This is a genomic window from Streptomyces phaeofaciens (genome assembly GCF_014648915.1).
Lineage (GTDB): Bacteria > Actinomycetota > Actinomycetes > Streptomycetales > Streptomycetaceae > Streptomyces > Streptomyces phaeofaciens.
The window spans coordinates 1-18,258 of the sequence record NZ_BMSA01000016.1 but is presented as its reverse complement, the minus strand read 5'-3'; the positions used below and the strand labels follow the sequence as shown (position 1 = coordinate 18,258).

The 18,258-nt window shown below is 70.6% G+C and carries 13 protein-coding genes and 1 pseudogene; 10 read left to right on the top strand and 4 right to left on the bottom strand.

Features of this window, described 5'->3' with window-relative positions; translation table 11 throughout:
* Positions 1-27: 27 nt before the first annotated feature.
* Positions 28-3,999 (bottom strand): type VII secretion protein EccCa, encoded by a 3,972-nt coding sequence (eccCa, locus tag IE275_RS25090; RefSeq protein ID WP_189713669.1) that lies wholly within the window; start codon positions 3,997-3,999, stop codon positions 28-30.
* Positions 4,000-4,326: 327 nt separating this feature from the next.
* Between eccCa and eccD the strand changes: the two genes are divergently transcribed.
* Entirely contained in the window at positions 4,327-5,832 is a 1,506-nt protein-coding gene (eccD, locus tag IE275_RS25085; protein WP_189713668.1) for a type VII secretion integral membrane protein EccD, read from the top strand.
* Between the two features lie 320 nt (positions 5,833-6,152).
* Here the strand turns inward: eccD and IE275_RS25080 are convergent, their stop codons facing one another.
* On the bottom strand, positions 6,153-6,461 hold the full coding sequence (locus tag IE275_RS25080; protein WP_189713667.1) for a DUF397 domain-containing protein: 309 nt from the start codon (positions 6,459-6,461) through the stop codon (positions 6,153-6,155).
* A 273-nt stretch (positions 6,462-6,734) separates the two neighbouring features.
* Between IE275_RS25080 and rpsO the strand changes: the two genes are divergently transcribed.
* The 5 genes from rpsO (at position 6,735) to IE275_RS25055 (ending at position 12,204) form a co-directional block, all read left to right on the top strand.
* Entirely contained in the window at positions 6,735-7,022 is a 288-nt protein-coding gene (rpsO, locus tag IE275_RS25075) for a 30S ribosomal protein S15 (RefSeq protein WP_037741887.1), read from the top strand.
* Positions 7,023-7,372: 350 nt separating this feature from the next.
* Positions 7,373-9,592, top strand: coding sequence for a polyribonucleotide nucleotidyltransferase (locus IE275_RS25070; protein ID WP_189713666.1), 2,220 nt, complete (start codon positions 7,373-7,375; stop codon positions 9,590-9,592).
* Positions 9,589-10,968: a M16 family metallopeptidase gene (locus IE275_RS25065; protein WP_189713665.1), complete on the top strand. Its 1,380-nt coding sequence runs from the start codon at positions 9,589-9,591 to the stop codon at positions 10,966-10,968. The genes IE275_RS25070 and IE275_RS25065 overlap by 4 nt, the downstream gene beginning before the upstream one ends.
* Positions 10,969-10,994: 26 nt before the next feature.
* Positions 10,995-11,747 carry a 4-hydroxy-tetrahydrodipicolinate reductase gene (gene dapB / locus IE275_RS25060; protein ID WP_189713664.1) on the top strand — a complete coding sequence of 251 codons (753 nt, stop codon included), beginning with the start codon at positions 10,995-10,997 and terminating at the stop codon, positions 11,745-11,747.
* A 1-nt stretch (position 11,748) separates the two neighbouring features.
* The gene (locus IE275_RS25055; protein ID WP_189713663.1) at positions 11,749-12,204 is read left to right on the top strand and encodes a tetratricopeptide repeat protein; all 456 of its coding nucleotides are present in this window, start codon (positions 11,749-11,751) and stop codon (positions 12,202-12,204) included.
* Positions 12,205-12,357: 153 nt separating this feature from the next.
* On the opposite strand, the gene IE275_RS25050 is transcribed toward IE275_RS25055, so the two are convergent.
* Both IE275_RS25050 and IE275_RS25045 read right to left on the bottom strand, forming a co-directional pair.
* Positions 12,358-12,912: an SCO5741 family PH domain-containing membrane protein gene (locus tag IE275_RS25050; RefSeq protein WP_189713662.1), complete on the bottom strand. Its 555-nt coding sequence runs from the start codon at positions 12,910-12,912 to the stop codon at positions 12,358-12,360.
* A gap of 123 nt (positions 12,913-13,035) precedes the next feature.
* Positions 13,036-13,272 carry a hypothetical protein gene (locus tag IE275_RS25045; protein WP_189713661.1) on the bottom strand — a complete coding sequence of 79 codons (237 nt, stop codon included), beginning with the start codon at positions 13,270-13,272 and terminating at the stop codon, positions 13,036-13,038.
* Between the two features lie 198 nt (positions 13,273-13,470).
* Between IE275_RS25045 and IE275_RS46090 the strand changes: the two are divergent.
* From IE275_RS46090 to IE275_RS25030, 4 genes and pseudogenes are all read left to right on the top strand, one after another.
* Positions 13,471-13,761, top strand: a pseudogene (locus tag IE275_RS46090) (FAD-dependent thymidylate synthase); the annotation flags it as partial.
* A complete protein-coding gene (gene thyX, locus IE275_RS25040; RefSeq protein ID WP_229870569.1) occupies positions 13,741-15,120 on the top strand; it encodes an FAD-dependent thymidylate synthase in 1,380 nt (459 codons plus the stop codon). The pseudogene IE275_RS46090 and the gene thyX, both read left to right, overlap by 21 nt.
* A 212-nt stretch (positions 15,121-15,332) precedes the next feature.
* Positions 15,333-16,232, top strand: a complete 900-nt coding sequence (dapA, locus tag IE275_RS25035) for a 4-hydroxy-tetrahydrodipicolinate synthase (RefSeq protein WP_189713659.1) — start codon at positions 15,333-15,335, stop codon at positions 16,230-16,232.
* 128 nt (positions 16,233-16,360) lie between these two features.
* Positions 16,361-18,043 carry a ribonuclease J gene (locus IE275_RS25030; protein WP_189713658.1) on the top strand — a complete coding sequence of 561 codons (1,683 nt, stop codon included), beginning with the start codon at positions 16,361-16,363 and terminating at the stop codon, positions 18,041-18,043.
* Positions 18,044-18,258: the final 215 nt, after the last annotated feature.

The window sequence follows — 18,258 nt, the reverse complement described above, 5'->3', positions numbered from 1 at the left end:
GCGCCGCTCCCGGCATCCGTACGCCACTCAGAACGCCCCCTCCGGCGCCCACCCCACCTGGACCAGCGGCTTGCCCCGGCGCCGCGAGACGAAGATGCCCCGCCCCGCCGGCATCGGCCGCGGCCGGACCCCGCCGAGCAGATCGCCCTCGCCGGGATCGCCGGCCAGCACCACGCCCTGCGCGCCCAGTTCCTTGATCCGCTGCATGAACGCCTCGTACCCGGCCCGCCCCGCGCCGGCCGTGGAGCGCGCGATGATGAAACGCACACCCACGTCCCGGGCGAACGGCAGCATCTCCGTCAGCCCCGCCAGCGGGTTGCCGCTCGACGTGGCCACGAGGTCGTAGTCGTCGACGACGACGAACACCGTCGGTCCCTGCCACCAGCTGCGGTCCCGCAGCTGCTGCGCCGTCACGTCCGCGGTCGGGGTGCGGCGCTGCATCAGGTTGGCCAGGGCGGACATGTGGTGGTCCATGGCGTTGGACATCGGGATGTACTCGGCCAGGTGGGAGGCCGGCGTGACGTCCAGCAGGGAGCGCCGGTTGTCGACCACGAACAGCTTGCACTCGTCGCCGGAGTAGCGCTCGCTGAGCTGCTTGATCAGCAGCCGCAGCAGGTTCGACTTGCCCGACTCGCTCTCGCCGAACACCAGGAAGAACGGGTCCTGCTCGAAGTCGACGTAGACCGGTTCGAGGTTGTTCTCGTCGAGCGCGAAGGCGACTCCCTGCCGGGGGAACCGGTCGCCCGGGGGCAGGTCCGCGGCCGGGAACTCCCGGGGCAGCAGCCGTACCTCGGGGGCCGGCGCCGCCTGCCAGTGGCGGGAGACCTCCGTGGCCAGCGCCTGCGTGGCGTCGGAGAGGTCCGTGTCCGAGGCGAGCCCGTCGATGCGCGGGACCGCCGCCATGAAGTGCAGCTTCTGCGGCGACTGACCACGGCCCGGAACGCCCGTCGGGACGTTCGCGGCGACCTTGCGGTCCAGCTCGGAGTCCATCGTGTCGCCGAGCCGCAGCTCCAGCCGGTTCATCAGGTGGTCCTTGAGGGCCGCCCTGACCTCCATCGAGCGCGACGCCGTCAGGACCAGGTGGATGCCGTAGCCGAGGCCGCGTGCCGCGATCTCGTGGACGATCTGGTCCATCGCCTCGTAGTCGGCGCGGAAGTTGCCCCAGCCGTCGATGACCAGGAAGACATCGCCCCAGGGCTGGTCCGTCACCGAGATCTCGCCGCGGGCCCGCTTGGACCGGAAGTCGGCGATGGAGGAGATGCCGGCCGAGCGGAAGTACTCCTCGCGGCGGGTCATCACGCCGTACACCTCGGCCACCGTGCGCCGCACGCGCTCGGGATCGAGCCGCGAGGCCACCCCGCCGACGTGCGGCAGCCCGGCCACGGCCGCCATACCGCCACCGCCGAAGTCGAGGCCGTAGAACTGGACCTCGTGCGGCGTGTGGGTGAGCGCGAAGGAGCAGATGAGGGAGCGCAGCAGGGTCGACTTGCCGGACTGGGGGCCACCGAGGATCTGCATGTGGCCGGCCGCGCCGGCGAAGTCCACCCAGAGGGCGTCGCGGCGCTGCTCGTACGGCTTGTCCACCAGGCCGACCGGCACGACCAGCCGGCCCGCGCCCTCGTACCCGGGCTGGGTGAGACCGCGGCCCTGGACCGCCGCCAGCCCCGGCAGGAGCACATCGAGCGACGGCGGGCTGTCCAGCGGCGGCAGCCACACCTGGTGCGCCGCCGGACCCTGCGCCTCCAACCGGCGCACGATCACGTCGAGCACGGTGTCGGCGAGGGCCTCGTCGACCTCCGGCTCGTCCGCGCCGGGCCGCTGCTGCGGCACCGGCGCGTACTGCACCGGCACCTCGGCCGCCGTGAACAGCACCGGGCGCCGGTCCACCGGCAGCGGGCCGCCGCCCAGCGACGCGCGCTGGCTGCCCGAACGGTAGACACCGGAGACGTACGCCGCCTTGAACCTCACCATCTCGTTCGTGCCGAACTTCAGGAAGCCCGAACCCGGCACGTTCGGCAGCTCGTAGGCGTCCGGCACGCCCAGCGCGGCCCGGGACTCGGCCGCCGAGAAGGTCCGCAGACCGATCCGGTACGACAGATACGTCTCCAGGCCGCGCAGCCGGCCCTCCTCCAGGCGCTGCGAGGCCAGCAGCAGGTGCACCCCGAGCGAACGGCCGATCCGGCCGATCTGCACGAACATCTCGATGAAGTCCGGCTTGGCGGTGAGCAGCTCGCTGAACTCGTCGATGACCAGGACGAGCGAGGGGATCGGCTGGAGCGGGGCGCCCGCCGCGCGCGCCTTCTCGTAGTCGTGGATGTTGGCGTAGTTGCCCGCGTCCCGCAGCATCTCCTGACGGCGGTTCAGCTCGCCCCGGATGGAGTCGCCCATCCGGTCGACCAGGGTCAGGTCGTCCGCCAGGTTGGTGATGACGGCCGCCACGTGCGGCATCTGCGCCATCCCGGCGAAGGTCGCGCCGCCCTTGAAGTCGGCGAGCACGAAGTTCAGGGTCTCCGAGGAGTGGGTGACCGCCAGGCCGAGCACCAGCGTGCGCAGCAGCTCCGACTTGCCGGAACCGGTCGCGCCCACGCACAGTCCGTGCGGGCCCATGCCCTCCTGCGCCGCTTCCTTGAGGTCCAGCATCACGGGCCGGCCGTCCTCGCCGAGACCGATCGGCACCCGCAGCCGCTCCGCCAGCGACCGCGGTCGCCAGGTGCGCCGGGGGTCGACGGAGGCCGCGTCACCGAGGCTCAGCAGATCGGTGAACTCCAGGTTGGCCAGCAGCGGTTCGTCGTCGTCCCCGCCGGACGCCATCCGCAGCGGCGCCAGCTGCCGCGCGAGCACCTCGGCGGACTCCTGCGACAGGACGTCGGGCGTCCCCTCGTACACGACCCCGTGCCCCGACTCCAGGTGCAGCGCGCCGGGCTGTACGACGATGTTCAGTTCGCCGCCGGCCGACGTCAGTTCGCCGGGGACGACCTCGAGGACCGTCACCCCCTGAAGGCCCTCGGGGTTGGCGAGGAGCGAGTCCGGGGGGAGCGAGAGGCCGTCGAGGAGGACGACGATGTGCGGCTCGTCCGGCAGCGGCGCGGCGTTGGGGTGGAACCGGGGCCGGCCGGCCAGCCGGGACGCGAGCAGGTTCTCCAGCTCGCGCGCGTCGGCGCCGATCAGCCGGCGGCTGCCCGCCCCGTCCACGGCGTCCCGGGTCTGCACGTGCGGCAGCCACTTGGCCCACTCCCAGTGCGCCAGCTCCTCCCGGCCCGCCGCCACGACGAGGACCAGGTCCTCGGGGGAGTGCAGCGCGGCCAGCGAACCGGCCAGGGCGCGCGCGGAGGACCGTACGGACTGCGGCTCGCCGCTGACCGTCACGTGGTAGAAGGCCCGCAGGGAGACCGCCATCGGCAGGTCGTCCAGGGAGCCGTGGACGGCGAGGAAGCGCTGGAGGGCGCCCGCCGTCAGCGGTTCCAGCTGCTCGACGGGCCCGGTCTCGGGCGCGACGAGCGGCGTGGCGAGCGCCTGCGCGCCCAGCCCGATGCGGACCTGCGCGAAGTCCTCGTCCCCGGGCCGCCGTTCCCACACCCGGCTGCCCTCGGCGACCAGCGCCCACAGCTGTTCGGGGGAGGGGTGCAGGAAGTACTGCGCGTCCCGCTGCGCCCGCGCGGTGTCCAGCGTGCCGCGGCGGGTCTGCGCGAGATAGCTCAGGTAGTCGCGGCGCATGTCCGCCAACTGCCCCTGGGAGCCGCGCCGGAAGCGCACCACCATCGCGATGGACATGGCCACCGTCGAGGCGATCATGATCATGCCCATGATCCTCATGAACGGTTGGCCGCTTGTGAAGAAGAAGACCACCGAGCCACCCATGCCGAGCGTCGGCAGGAGTTGCATCAGCACGCTCTCCTGATGCCCCCGCGGCAGTTCGGGCGGAGGCTGCACGGCGATCTCGCCCGTGGGCACTTCGGACGGCAGCGACCGAGGCGGTCGCTTCACGACGATGTGGCTCACTGCTCACCAATTCCCTCAGCGGCCCCGGGCAGTTCCGGGTAAAGACCGTCCGCCACCCCGTGTCAGGCGGACGAAGGCCGCCGCGTGATCCTACTGACTTCTTGTGCGACGAGAGGGCGGTAGGGTGCCGGATGTTCGCGTGAGCACATGCGACGGGGGCCACGGCGGCCCGGACATTCCGTTGGGATTCGGGATGCTTCGGCGCCCGTCGGCCGCCCTGCGGCGTCTGTTCCGCCGCCCGCCAGGACCCACCGGTCCGCCGGGGCGCGAACCGGCGCAGGACTTTCACACCGCCAACGCGGAACCATCACTGAGGGGGAGCAGCAGGTGAGCATCACGGCCTCCGCGGCAGCCACCGGGGGAGGGCACGGAACGGGAGCCGCCTCCGGGACCGGGCTCGGCTTCTGCCGGGTCACCATCGTCGCGCCCGACAGCAGGATCGACGTGGCCCTGCCCGACGACATCCCCGTCGTCGACATCTATCCGGAGATCCTCCGGCTCTCCCGGCAGAGCCCCGCCGAGGGCGCGCCGGTCGGCTACCACCTCGTCCGCCGCGACGGACGCGTCCTCGACGGCTCGCGCTCGTTCTCCGCCCAGCACATCCTCGACGGCGAACTCCTCACACTGCGCCCCTTCTCCGAGTCGCTGCCGCCGGCCGTCTACGACGACGTGTCCGAGGCGGTCGCCTCGGCCGTCACCCGCGAACACACCCTGTGGAGCGGCGACCTCACCCGGGCGGCGGGCCTCGTCGGCGGCGGTGTACTGCCGGCCCTGCTCGCCTTCGTGGCCTGGACCGGCGACCCCCACCACGACATGAACTCGCTGCCGGGCGTCCTCGCCGCGGTCGTCGGCGTCCTCCTGGTCACCCTCGCCTGCGTCCGCGCCCGCGTCTACGACGACCGGCCCTCCGCGGTCGCCCTGGGACTCGGCGCGCTGCCGAACGTGGGCGTCGCCGGCTCCGGACTCCTCCCGCTCGCCGACGGCCAGGGCATCGGCAAGCTCCAGTTCCTGCTGGCCTGCGCGGCCGTACTGCTCGCCGCGGTCCTGCTCACCCTGTGCTCGCCCGGCGGCGACGGCCCGTTCGTCGCCTGCACGTTCGCCTCCGGCCTGGCGCTCCTCGCGGTGTTCGCGGGGATGCTCGCGCACTGGACGCCGTCCGAGATCGCCGCCCTGTGCGCCCCCGTCGCGGTGGGCGCCCTGGCCTTCCTGCCCGGCCTGTCCATGCGCTTCGCCCGGCTCCCGATCGGCTTCGACGCCCCGGACGCCACCCCGCGCAGCCGCTACGGCGCCGACCCCGCGCCCCAGGAACCGGTCGACGTCGAGCGCATCACCGCCCAGGCCCGCCGCGGCCACGAACTCCTGGTCGGCCTGGTCGGCGGCTGCGCGCTGATCGCGGCCGGCGCCTGCGCGGTCCTCGGCTTCTCCGAGGGCTCCTGGGCCCAGCTGCTCGCCCTGGCCGTGGGCGTCGCCCTGCTGATGCGCGCGCACCTCTTCCGCTACACCGCCCAGGTCGCCCCGGTCCTGGCGGCGGGCCTCGCCTCCCTCGTCCTGCTCGGACTCGGGCTGGCGCTCAACCCGCCCCTGTCGGTCTTCCGCGACGCCCTCACCGGTGACCGCAGCGACCTCGACCTGCGCACCATCTGGCTGGTGGCGGCGATCGCGGCCACCTCCGCGATCGTCACGGCGATCGGCCTGGTCGCCTCGCGCGGCGGCGTCACCCCGTTCTGGGGCCGTTTCATGGAGATCGCCGAGGGCTTCGTCCTGCTGACCCTGGTGCCGCTGGCCCTGGCCGTCTTCGACGTGTACGCGGCGGCTCGGGCGATGACCAGCTGAGAGTGCGGGGTGGGGCGGGGTGGTGCGGGGTGCGGTGACCCGGTCACCGGCCCGGTCTCCGGCCCGCCCGGTCTCCGGCCGACCGGGTCTCCGGCCGCCCGGTCACCGGCCGCCCGGGTCTCCGACCGATCCGGTCTCCGACCGACCCGGTCACCGGCCTCCCGAGCACGACAGCGAAGCGGAAACCGTGACCACGCGCGCGTGGCGGCCCACACGGACGGCCGTCGTCCCGCCGCGAAGGCCGGCCCGCCGGGACCAGCAGCCGCGCCGCCGGGCAGCCCCGCCGCCGGGGCCGGGCAGCCCCGCCGCCCGGCCCTGCGTCACCCCGCCGCCGGCCCCCCGGGCCGCGGTGCCGGCTCCAGGTCGAACTCGCCGTCCCGCGCGCCCAGCACGAACGCCCGCCACTCCGCCTCCGTGTAGCGCAGCACCGTGCCGGGGTCGAGGGACGACCGCATCGCCACGGCCCCGCCGGGCAGGTGGGCGATCTCGACGCGCTCCTCGTGCTGCTCCGTACCCGGCGCGCACTCCCACGCGACGCCCGAGATGTCGAGCGCGTACAACTCGTCCCGCTCGCGCTCCTTGCGCGCCCTGACGTCCCCGGCCCCGGCCCCGTTCACTTCCTCCGCCATGACGAAGCGACCCCTTCCCGACGTACGGATGATCCGATCGGTCACCCTAGTGGCAGAGCCCCCGCCGGCCATGGGCTTCGGAAATCGGGGCGAGGGCGGTACCCACCTGCTGGTACCCTGGCTTTCGGCCGTTTGTGTACGCACCCCCGGAGCCCCGTAAGGGAATCCCCGGAGGGCGCGCCCAGCGGATCCCTGCCTCCCGAGTCACGGAAGCTCCCCCGAGAAAGAGACCGGGGGCACTCGGTGGCGCATCAAAGACTACGAGGAGTACGCGTGTCGCTCGACGCCGCTACGAAGAAGCAGATCATCTCCGAGTTCGGCCAGAAGGAGGGCGACACCGGCTCCCCCGAGGTCCAGGTCGCCATGCTGTCGCGTCGGATCTCCGACCTGACCGAGCACCTCAAGACCCACAAGCACGACCACCACTCCCGTCGTGGTCTGCTGATCCTGGTCGGTCAGCGTCGCCGCCTGCTGCAGTACCTGGCCAAGAAGGACATCCAGCGCTTCCGTGCGCTGGTCGACCGCCTCGGCATCCGCCGCGGTGCGGCCGGCGCCAAGTAAGTCGCTGTGCAGGGAGCGGTTCCCGTTCGAGGGGGCCGCTCCCTTTTGCTGTACGTACGGAAACGTGCGGACTGTCACCACCCCTTTGTAGTGTGGTAGCACAACGCCATACGCACGACACAGCGTGATGACCCGTACCCGTAGCGGGTAGGCCGTCAGCCACGCACATCGCACGAGGAGAAGCGCACCTCGCCGCCGCCGGTCCTCGGTAGTGGCCCCCGGGGGAAGTGAGCCCCGGGTGCTTCGATCGAAGACCGGCCCGCACCGCCCGGAGCGCTTCTCCGCCACCGTCCCCCTGCCACACGGGCAGCCGCGGGACGAAAGACGACAAAGTAACGGAGAAAACGCTAGTGGAGAACGAGACCCACTACGCCGAGGCCGTCATCGACAACGGCTCCTTCGGCACCCGCACCATCCGCTTCGAGACGGGCCGCCTGGCCAAGCAGGCCGCCGGCTCCGCCGTGGCGTACCTGGACGACGACACCATGGTGCTGTCGGCCACCACCGCCTCCAAGAACCCCAAGGACCAGCTCGACTTCTTCCCCCTCACGGTGGACGTCGAGGAGCGGATGTACGCCGCCGGCAAGATCCCCGGCAGCTTCTTCCGCCGTGAGGGCCGGCCGTCCGAGGACGCGATCCTCACCTGCCGCCTGATCGACCGCCCGCTGCGCCCGTCCTTCAAGAAGGGCCTGCGCAACGAGATCCAGGTCGTCGCCACGATCATGGCGCTCAACCCCGACCACCTGTACGACGTCGTGGCCATCAACGCCGCGTCCGCGTCCACGCAGCTGGCCGGCCTGCCCTTCTCCGGCCCGATCGGCGGCGTCCGCGTCGCGCTGATCAACGGCCAGTGGGTCGCCTTCCCGACGCACACCGAGCTCGAGGACGCCGTCTTCGACATGGTCGTCGCCGGTCGCGTCCTCGAGGACGGCGACGTCGCGATCATGATGGTCGAGGCCGAGGCCACCGAGAAGACCATCCAGCTCGTCGCGGGCGGCGCCGAGGCGCCCACCGAGGAGGTCGTCGCCTCCGGTCTGGACGCCGCGAAGCCCTTCATCAAGGTGCTCTGCAAGGCCCAGGCCGACCTCGCCGCCAAGGCCGCCAAGCCGACCGGCGAGTTCCCGGTCTTCCTCGACTACCAGGACGACGTCCTGGAGGCGCTCTCCGCCGCCGTCCGCCCGGAGCTCGCCTCCGCGCTGACGATCGCCGGCAAGCAGGACCGCGAGGCCGAGCTGGACCGCGTCAAGGCGCTCGCCGCCGAGAAGCTCCTGCCGGAGTTCGAGGGCCGCGAGAAGGAGATCTCCGCCGCCTACCGCTCCCTGACCAAGCAGCTCGTCCGCGAGCGCGTGATCAAGGAGAAGAAGCGCATCGACGGCCGCGGCGTCACGGACATCCGTACGCTCGCCGCCGAGGTCGAGGCCATCCCGCGCGTGCACGGCTCGGCGCTGTTCGAGCGTGGCGAGACCCAGATCCTGGGCGTCACCACCCTCAACATGCTCCGGATGGAGCAGCAGCTGGACACCCTCTCCCCGGTGACCCGCAAGCGCTACATGCACAACTACAACTTCCCGCCGTACTCCGTCGGCGAGACCGGCCGCGTGGGCTCCCCCAAGCGCCGCGAGATCGGCCACGGCGCCCTCGCCGAGCGCGCCATCGTGCCGGTCCTGCCGACGCGCGAGGAGTTCCCCTACGCGATCCGTCAGGTGTCCGAGGCCCTCGGCTCCAACGGCTCGACGTCCATGGGCTCGGTCTGCGCCTCCACCATGTCGCTGCTGAACGCCGGTGTGCCCCTCAAGGCCCCCGTCGCCGGTATCGCCATGGGTCTGATCTCCCAGGAGATCAACGGCGAGACGCACTACGTCGCCCTCACCGACATCCTCGGTGCGGAGGACGCCTTCGGCGACATGGACTTCAAGGTCGCCGGCACCAAGGAGTTCGTCACCGCCCTCCAGCTCGACACCAAGCTGGACGGCATCCCGGCCTCCGTCCTGGCCGCGGCCCTCAAGCAGGCCCGTGACGCCCGCCTCCACATCCTCGACGTGATGATGGAAGCGATCGACACGCCGGACGAGATGTCCCCCAACGCCCCGCGGATCATCACCGTCAAGATCCCCGTGGACAAGATCGGTGAGGTCATCGGCCCCAAGGGCAAGATGATCAACCAGATCCAGGAGGACACCGGCGCCGAGATCACGATCGAGGACGACGGCACCATCTACATCGGTGCCCAGGTCGGCTCGCAGGCCGAGGCCGCCCGCGCCACAATCAACAGCATCGCCAACCCGACCATGCCGGAGGTCGGCGAGCGCTACCTGGGTACGGTCGTCAAGACCACCACCTTCGGCGCGTTCGTGTCGCTGCTCCCGGGCAAGGACGGTCTGCTGCACATCTCGCAGATCCGTAAGCTCGCCGGCGGCAAGCGCGTGGAGAACGTCGAGGACGTTCTCGGTGTGGGCTCCAAGGTCCAGGTCGAGATCGCCGAGATCGACTCCCGCGGCAAGCTCTCCCTGATCCCCGTGGTCGAGGGCGAGGAAGCGGACGACGACAAGAAGGACGACACCGACAAGTGACGTCTCGTAGCTCCACGGCGACGGCCCGCACCTCTTCGGAGGCGCGGGCCGTCGCCCGTACCCAAACCCTGATCAAGGGCGAGAACGGCATCGGCACGGTCCGCAAGACCACCCTCCCGGGCGGCCTGCGCATCGTCACCGAGACCCTTCCCTCGGTCCGCTCGGCGACCTTCGGCATCTGGGCCCACGTCGGCTCCCGTGACGAGACCCCCTCCCTGAACGGCGCCACGCACTACCTTGAGCACCTGCTCTTCAAGGGCACCACCCGCAGGTCGGCGCTGGACATCTCCTCCGCGATCGACGCGGTCGGCGGCGAGATGAACGCGTTCACCGCCAAGGAGTACACGTGCTACTACGCGCGCGTGCTCGACGCCGACCTCCCGCTCGCCATCGACGTCGTCTGCGACATGCTGACCGGCTCGCTCATCCGCGAAGAGGACGTCAACGTCGAACGCGGCGCGATCCTCGAAGAGATCGCGATGACCGAGGACGACCCGGGCGACTGTGTGCACGACCTGTTCGCGCACACGATGTTCGGCGACAACCCCCTCGGCCGCCCCGTCCTCGGCACGGTCGACACGGTCAACGCCCTCACCGCCGACCGCATCCGCCGCTTCTACAAGAAGCACTACGACCCCACCCACCTGGTGGTCGCGGCCGCCGGCAACGTCGACCACAACAAGGTCGTACGCCAGGTCCGCGCGGCCTTCGAGAAGGCGGGCGCCCTCAAGAGCCCGGACGCCGGCCCGATCGCCCCGCGCGACGGCCGGCGCACCCTGCGCACCGCGGGCCGCGTCGAACTGCTCGGCCGCAAGACCGAGCAGGCCCACGTCGTCCTCGGCATGCCCGGCCTGGCCCGCACCGACGACCGCCGCTGGGCGCTCGGCGTGCTGAACACCGCCCTCGGCGGCGGCATGTCCTCCCGGCTCTTCCAGGAGGTCCGCGAGAAGCGCGGCCTGGCCTACAGCGTGTACTCGTACACGTCCGGCTTCGCCGACTGCGGCCTCTTCGGCGTGTACGCGGGCTGCCGGCCCTCGCAGGTCCACGACGTCCTGAAGATCTGCCGCGACGAACTGGACCAGGTGGCCGAGCACGGCCTGTCCGACGAAGAGATCGGGCGCGCCATCGGCCAGCTGAGGGGCTCCACGGTCCTCGGTCTGGAGGACACCGGCGCGATCATGAACCGCATCGGCAAGAGTGAGCTGTGCTGGGGCGAGCAGATGTCCGTCGACGACATGCTGACCCGGATAGCGGAGGTGACCCCGGACGAGGTCCGTTCGGTGGCCCGCGACATCCTGGGACAGCGCCCGTCGCTGTCGGTCATCGGCCCGCTCAAGGACAAGCAGGCCGCCCGGCTGCACGACGCGGTCGCCTAATCCACTCCAGTAAGGAAGCACAACAGATGAGCAAGCTGCGCGTGGCGGTCCTCGGCGCCCAGGGCCGGATCGGTTCCGAGGCGGTCCGGGCCGTCGAGGCCGCCGAGGACATGGAGCTGGTGGCCGCCCTGGGCCGGGGCGACAAGCTGGAGACGCTGGCCGAGACCGGCGCCCAGGTCGCCGTGGAACTCACCACGCCGGCCTCCGTGATGGAGAACCTCGAGTACTGCCTCGGCCACGGCATCCACGCCGTCGTCGGTACGACGGGCTGGACCGACGAGCGCCTCGCGCAGCTGAAGGGCTGGCTGGCCGCTTCCCCGGAGACCGGTGTGCTCATCGCGCCGAACTTCTCCATCGGCGCGGTCCTGACCATGAAGTTCGCGCAGATCGCGGCGCCCTACTTCGAGTCCGTCGAGGTCGTGGAGCTGCACCACCCGAACAAGGTGGACGCCCCCTCCGGCACCGCCACGCGCACCGCCCAGCTCATCGCCGAGGCCCGCCGCGCGGCCGGCACCGCACCGGCCCCGGACGCCACGACGACGGCCCTCGACGGCGCGCGCGGCGCCGACGTGGACGGCGTCCCCGTGCACGCCGTCCGGCTGCGCGGCCTGCTGGCCCACCAGGAGGTCCTGCTGGGCGGCGAGGGCGAGACCCTCACCGTCCGCCACGACTCGCTGCACCACAGCAGCTTCATGCCGGGCATCCTGCTCGGTGCCCGCCGGGTGGTGACGACTCCGGGTCTCACCTTCGGCCTGGAGCATTTCCTGGACCTGGGCTGACATGCGCGCCAAGCTCTCCTACGCCGTCACGGCCGCCGTCCTGGTCTTCTACTTCGTCCTGGTCGGCAGCCGCGGTGTGATGCTCATACGGTCCGGCACGATCATCACCGTCACCTTCGGTGTCGCGGTGCTGATCCTGCCGGTCATCGGTGTCTGGTTCCTCTGGAAGAACACCCAGTTCGTCCGCCGGGCCAACGCCCTCGCCGCCGAGCTGGACTCCGAGGGAGGCCTCCCGGTCGACGACCTGCCGCGCACTCCCGCCGGCCGGATCGACCGCGATGCCGCCGACGAGGCCTTCGCCCGCCGCAAGGCGGAGACCGAGGCCGCACCCGAGGACTGGCGGACCTGGTTCCGGCTCGCCGTCGCCTACCACGACGCCCGCGACACCCCCCGCGCCCGCAAGGCCATGCAGCGCGCGATCAGCCTCCACGACGGCAGGCGCATCGAGACGGCCTGAGCCGACCCGAGTGACGCGCACGCGCGCACCCGCTCCGTCTGCTCATCCCTGCTCGTGCCGGCCGCGCACGTGTGCCTGCCCACGCCGAAGGGGCCGCCCCGCATCCCCTGCGGACCGGCCCCTTCGGCGTGTCGGAACTCTTCGGACGGGCGCTCAGACGCGGCGGTTCTCCGAGGCCCACGCCTCGATGGTGTCCGCCGCCCGCTCGAACGCCTCGGCCCGCGCCAGGAAGTCCGCCCCGTGCGTGGTCAGCAGCGGCATGACGTCCGCCGCCTCCCGGTCCCGTCGTACGAGGGTCAGCGCCTGGCCCTGCACGGTCCGCGGCAGCCCCAGCCAACGCACCGGCTGCTGCACGGTCCGCACGGCCACGACCCGGTCCCAGGGCAGCGTCCGGGTGAGAAGGAAGCCGACGTGCCGCAGCCCGCGCTCGCTCACCCACACACCCATGCGCAGCAGCCGCAGCGCACAGAGGATCACCAGCAGCGAGGCACCGAGGATCACACCGGCCTCGGTGACCGAACCGGTCACGGCGATGATCACCGCCGCGAACAGCACGTAGGAGGCGAGCAGCAGCGCCAGCGCGGCCACACCCACGCGCCAGGGCCCGGGGCGGTAGGGGCGCCGCCAGCGCTCACGGTCTTCGAAGGGCAACGCGACGTCGTCCGCAGCCTCGAATGCGCGGTCGGCCGTCAGGAAGGGCAGGGGCACGGCTGGTCCTCACTCGTCCATGCGTGGGCTGTGCCCGGTGAGGCTATCCGCCCGTGTCCGCGCTCACCACCATCGGGGGGCCATGGGGGTATCTCCCACGGCATTCGGGCGGTGGTGGAGGCGTCAGCGTCCCTGGGACGCCTGGGACTGCGGTGTGTCCGCGGTGTGATCGAGGGTCAGCGCCGGCATCCCGATGACCAGCGAACCCACCAGCGCGGAGACGATGGTGAGCCCCAGGAGCCAGCCCCCGGCCATCTGGCCCATGGACGAGCGCTCACGGGGCGGGCGAGTGACATTGCTGCGGAACCTGTCGGTTTCGGCGAGGAAGGCGAACGGGACGGGTTCGCGCCGGCGGAACATCGGGGTGCCGCTCCTTTCGGTGTGATCGAACGGCTTTCACCGACACAGACGAACGAGTGACGCGAATGGTGCCTGCTTGTCCCGAATCCACGGAAATTCTTCGAAGATGTCGGGTCCCGGCACCGAACGCCCCGATGTCAGAGGCGGCCCGTAGAGTGGGCGCCGCCCAGAGAAGTGATGGAAGGGACCCTCCGACCCGTGACCGACACCCCCGCCGACGACCTCAAGCCCAGCTTCCGCAGTGACGTCACCGTCGAGCTGGTCAAGCACAGCGCCGCAGATTCCGACGTGCTGTGGGCCGCTCGTGTCTCCACGGCCGGCGAGCAGTCCCTCGAAGAGCTGACGAAGGACCCCGAGCGCTCGAAGGGCCTGATCAACTACCTGATGCGGGACCGGCACGGCAGCCCCTTCGAGCACAACTCGATGACCTTCTTCATCAGCGCCCCGATCTTCGTCTTCCGCGAGTTCATGCGGCACCGCGTCGGCTGGTGCGTGGCGGGCGACACCGAGATCACCCTGGAGAGCGAGGCGGGCCGGCCCCGTCGACGGACCATCGCCGAACTGCACGAGCTGTGGCACCTGGGCGCGGAGGACCGCCTGCCGCACTCCGCCGGCGGAGTGACGTGGAACAGCCGGGCGGGCAGGTGGGCGGCCCAGGTCCGGCACGAGGAGAGCGATCACTACCTCGGCCTGTACGAGAACCGCGAGGCGGCCGAGTCCGCCGTGGCCGAATTCCGCGAGGAACACCCGGGCACGCGTCTTCGCAAGCTCGAGTCGGTGCGCCGCAACCACGTGCGGTGCTACGACGAGGAGACCCTGCTCGCCCAGCGGGGCAGGATCGTCGATGTGATCGAGTCGGGCGTCAAGCCGCTCATCAAGATCACCACCGCTTCCGGCAAGGCGCTCCGCTGCACGGTCGATCACGCCGTGTTCACCCCTGAGGGCTGGGTCAAGGCGGGAGAGCTCACCGTCGGCGACGCCGTCATGGTGGCGGGCACCGCCCCCGAGCCGTCCAAGGCGCCGATCCCGCCGAGCCTGCACCGCGGCATCGGGGTGTGGACCTCCGCGCAGCGACAGCGGCTGATCAAGGACGTCGACACCTGCCACCTGTGTGACCAGGAGTTCTCGCGCGACCAGCTCGCCCTGGACCACGTCGTCCCCGTCGCGGGCGACCTGGCGCGAGCCCTCGACGAGAGCAATCTCGCTCCCGCGTGCGAGCCCTGCCACACCGCCAGGAGCGGTGGCGAACAGGCACGGGCCGAGCGCGGCGGCCACAGCGCCAAGGCGGTCGCGGACCCGGTCGTCGCCATCGAGGAGGCCGGCGAGGAGATGACCTACGACCTCTCCGTGGAAGGTCCCTGGCACAACTTCCTGGCCAACGACATCGTCGTGCACAACTCGTACAACGAGGAGTCGGGGCGCTACCGGGAACTCCAGCCGGTCTTCTACGTCCCCGGCGAGGACCGCAAGCTCGTCCAGCAGGGACGTCCGGGCAAGTACGAGTTCGTGCCGGGCAGCGAAGCACAGCACGAGATCATGGAACGCTCGATGCAGGAGTCGTACATTCAGGCGTACGAGCGCTATCAGGAGATGCTCGCCGCCGGCGTCGCCCGTGAAGTCGCCCGCGCCGTGCTCCCCGTCGGCCTCTTCTCCTCGATGTACGCCACCTGCAACGCCCGCTCGCTGATGCACTTCCTCGGCCTGCGCACCCAGCACGAGCTGGCCAAGGTGCCGTCCTTCCCGCAGCGGGAGATCGAGATGGTGGGCGAGCGGATGGAGGCCGAGTGGATGAAGCTCATGCCTCTGACGCACGCCGCCTTCAATGCCAACGGTCGCGTCGCCCCGTAGCGAAGGCATGTTCTGGGGCCAGGCACACATGTGCGGGTCATCCGAGCGAAGTGTCCGTATTGCGGCATTTAGAGAAGTTCATCTAGCCTGATCAAACGGACCCGGTACTGCTTGAACCCCCGAGCAGGCAGTACCGGGCTCCACATTTGTCCTGACTTTTCGCAACCCCCCGAGGGAAGACCACGGGGTGAGCAACGAGTAGCGTGTTCCCCATGGCTCCGACCTCCACTCCGCAGACCCCCTTCGGGCGGGTCCTCACCGCCATGGTCACGCCGTTCACGGCGGACGGCGCACTCGACCTCGACGGCGCACAGCGGCTCGCCACCCACCTGGTGGACGCAGGCAACGACGGCCTGATCGTCAACGGCACCACCGGCGAGTCCCCCACCACCAGCGACGCGGAGAAATCGGACCTGGTACGAGCCGTCCTGGAGGCCGTCGGAGACCGGGCCCACATCGTGGCCGGCGTCGGCACCAACGACACCCACCACAGCATCGATCTGGCCAAGGCCGCCGAGAAGACCGGCGCGCACGGCCTGCTCGTGGTCACGCCGTACTACAACAAGCCCCCGCAGGAGGGCCTGCACCGCCACTTCACGGCCGTCGCCGACGCCACCGAGCTGCCGGTCATGCTCTACGACATCCCCGGCCGCAGTGGCGTCCCGATCAGCACCGAGACGCTGGTCCGCCTCGCCGCGCACCCGAGGATCGTCGCCAACAAGGACGCCAAGGGCGACCTCGGCCGCGCCAGCTGGGCCATCGCCCGCTCCGGCCTCGCCTGGTACTCCGGCGACGACATGCTGAACCTCCCGCTCCTCTCCGTCGGCGCGGTCGGCTTCGTCTCGGTCGTCGGCCATGTCGTCACGCCCGACCTGCGCGCCCTCGTCGACGCCTTCGTCGCCGGTGACGTCCAGAAGGCCACCGAGATCCACCAGAAGCTGCTCCCGGTCTACACCGGTATGTTCCGCACCCAGGGCGTCATGACGACCAAGGCCGCGCTCGCCCTCCAGGGCCTGCCCGCCGGGCCGCTGCGGCTGCCCATGGTGGAGTGCTCCTCCGAAGAGGTCGAACAGCTCAAGATCGATCTTGCCGCGGGCGGGGTACAGCTCTGACAACAGACTTCACAACTGAATAGGCAGGCCACCGGTGCCTGCGATCCCACACGACAACTGCTTCTGCACGAACGTCATGCGCGCCACGTGCCCACCGGTACGTGGCGCGCGTGTTTGAGGAGAGTCTTTTGAGTCATCCGCATCCCGAACTGGGCCCGCCCCCGCCGCTTCCCAAGGGCGGCCTGAGGGTCACCCCGCTCGGCGGCCTCGGCGAGATCGGCCGGAACATGACGGTCTTCGAGTTCGACGGCCGTCTGCTGATCGTCGACTGCGGAGTGCTCTTCCCCGAGGAGGAGCAGCCCGGAATCGACCTGATCCTGCCCGACTTCTCGTCCATCCGGGACCGTCTCGACGCGATCGAGGGCATCGTCCTCACGCACGGTCACGAGGACCACATCGGCGCCGTCCCCTATCTCCTCCGGGAGAAGCCGGACATCCCGCTGATCGGCTCCAAGCTGACCCTCGCGCTCATCGAGGCGAAGCTCCAGGAGCACCGCATCCGCCCGTACACCCTCGAGGTGGTGGAGGGGAACCGCGAGCGCATCGGCCCCTTCGACTGCGAGTTCATCGCGGTCAACCACTCCATTCCGGACGCCCTCGCGGTCGCGATCCGCACCCCGGCCGGCATGGTCGTCCACACGGGCGACTTCAAGATGGACCAGCTTCCGCTGGACAACCGGCTCACGGACCTCCACGCGTTCGCACGGCTGAGCGAGGAAGGCATCGACCTCCTCCTCACCGACTCCACGAACGCCGAGGTCCCGGGATTCGTCCCGCCGGAGCGCGACATCTCGAACGTCCTGCGCCAGGTCTTCGGGAACGCCCGCAAGCGGATCATCGTGGCGAGCTTCGCCAGCCACATCCACCGCATCCAGCAGATCCTGGACGCGGCGCACGAGTACGGCCGCAGGGTCGCCTTCGTGGGCCGCTCGATGGTCCGCAACATGGGCATCGCCCGTGACCTGGGCTACCTGAAGGTCCCGCCGGGTCTGGTCGTGGACGTCAAGACCCTCGACGACCTCCCGGACCACGAGGTGGTCCTGGTCTGTACGGGGTCCCAGGGCGAACCGATGGCCGCCCTGTCCCGCATGGCCAACCGCGACCACCAGATCCGTATCGTCCCCGGCGACACGGTGATCCTGGCGTCGTCCCTCATCCCGGGCAACGAGAACGCGGTCTACCGCGTGATCAACGGCCTGACCCGCTGGGGCGCGAACGTCGTCCACAAGGGCAACGCCAAGGTCCACGTCTCGGGCCACGCCTCGGCCGGCGAGCTGCTGTACTTCTACAACATCTGCCGCCCGAAGAACCTGATGCCGGTCCACGGCGAATGGCGCCACCTGCGTGCCAACGCCGAGCTGGGCGCCCTGACCGGCGTCCCGCACGACCGCATCGTCATCGCCGAGGACGGCATCGCCGTCGACCTCGTCGAGGGCAAGGCCAGAATCTCCGGCAAGGTCCAGGCGGGTTACGTCTACGTCGACGGCCTCTCCGTCGGCCTCGGCGAGCCGGCGCTGAAGGACCGGAAGATCCTGGGCGACGAAGGAATCATCTCGGTCTTCGTCGTCGTGGACTCCTCCACCGGCAAGATCACCGGGGGCCCGCACATCCAGGCCCGCGGCTCGGGTATCGAGGACTCGGCCTTCGGCGATGTCATGCCGAAGATCGCCGAGGTCCTGGAACGCTCGGCCCAGGACGGCGTGGTCGAGCCGCACCAGTTGCAGCAACTCATCCGCCGAACCCTCGGCAAGTGGGTCTCGGACACCTATCGCCGCAGGCCGATGATCCTCCCGGTCGTCGTAGAGGTCTGAGCGACGCAGGACCGGTTGTACGCGTGAACCCGGAGCGGGGCTCCTCGATTTGCATCGGGGCGCCCCGCTCCAGTACGTTTACGGCTCCGCCTGAACGGGAACCCGGAAGCTTCGTGCTTCGGAACCAGTCCCCGGGAGGGGCCGGGAAAACCGACTCAGAACTTCTGATAAAGTCGGAACCGCCGGAAAGGAAACCGCGAAACAAAAGCGGGAAC

Excerpts from the sequence above, each read along its gene's own strand:
- IE275_RS25080 (WP_189713667.1), bottom strand. The coding sequence starts at position 6,461 with ATGGCGGAGGAAGTGAACGGGGCCGGGGCCGGGGACGTCAGGGCGCGC.
- dapB (WP_189713664.1), top strand. The coding sequence starts at position 10,995 with ATGAGCAAGCTGCGCGTGGCGGTCCTCGGCGCCCAGGGCCGGATCGGT.
- IE275_RS25055 (WP_189713663.1), top strand. The coding sequence starts at position 11,749 with ATGCGCGCCAAGCTCTCCTACGCCGTCACGGCCGCCGTCCTGGTCTTC.
- IE275_RS25045 (WP_189713661.1), bottom strand. The coding sequence starts at position 13,272 with ATGTTCCGCCGGCGCGAACCCGTCCCGTTCGCCTTCCTCGCCGAAACC.
- thyX (WP_229870569.1), top strand. The coding sequence starts at position 13,741 with ATGCGGCACCGCGTCGGCTGGTGCGTGGCGGGCGACACCGAGATCACC.
- dapA (WP_189713659.1), top strand. The coding sequence starts at position 15,333 with ATGGCTCCGACCTCCACTCCGCAGACCCCCTTCGGGCGGGTCCTCACC.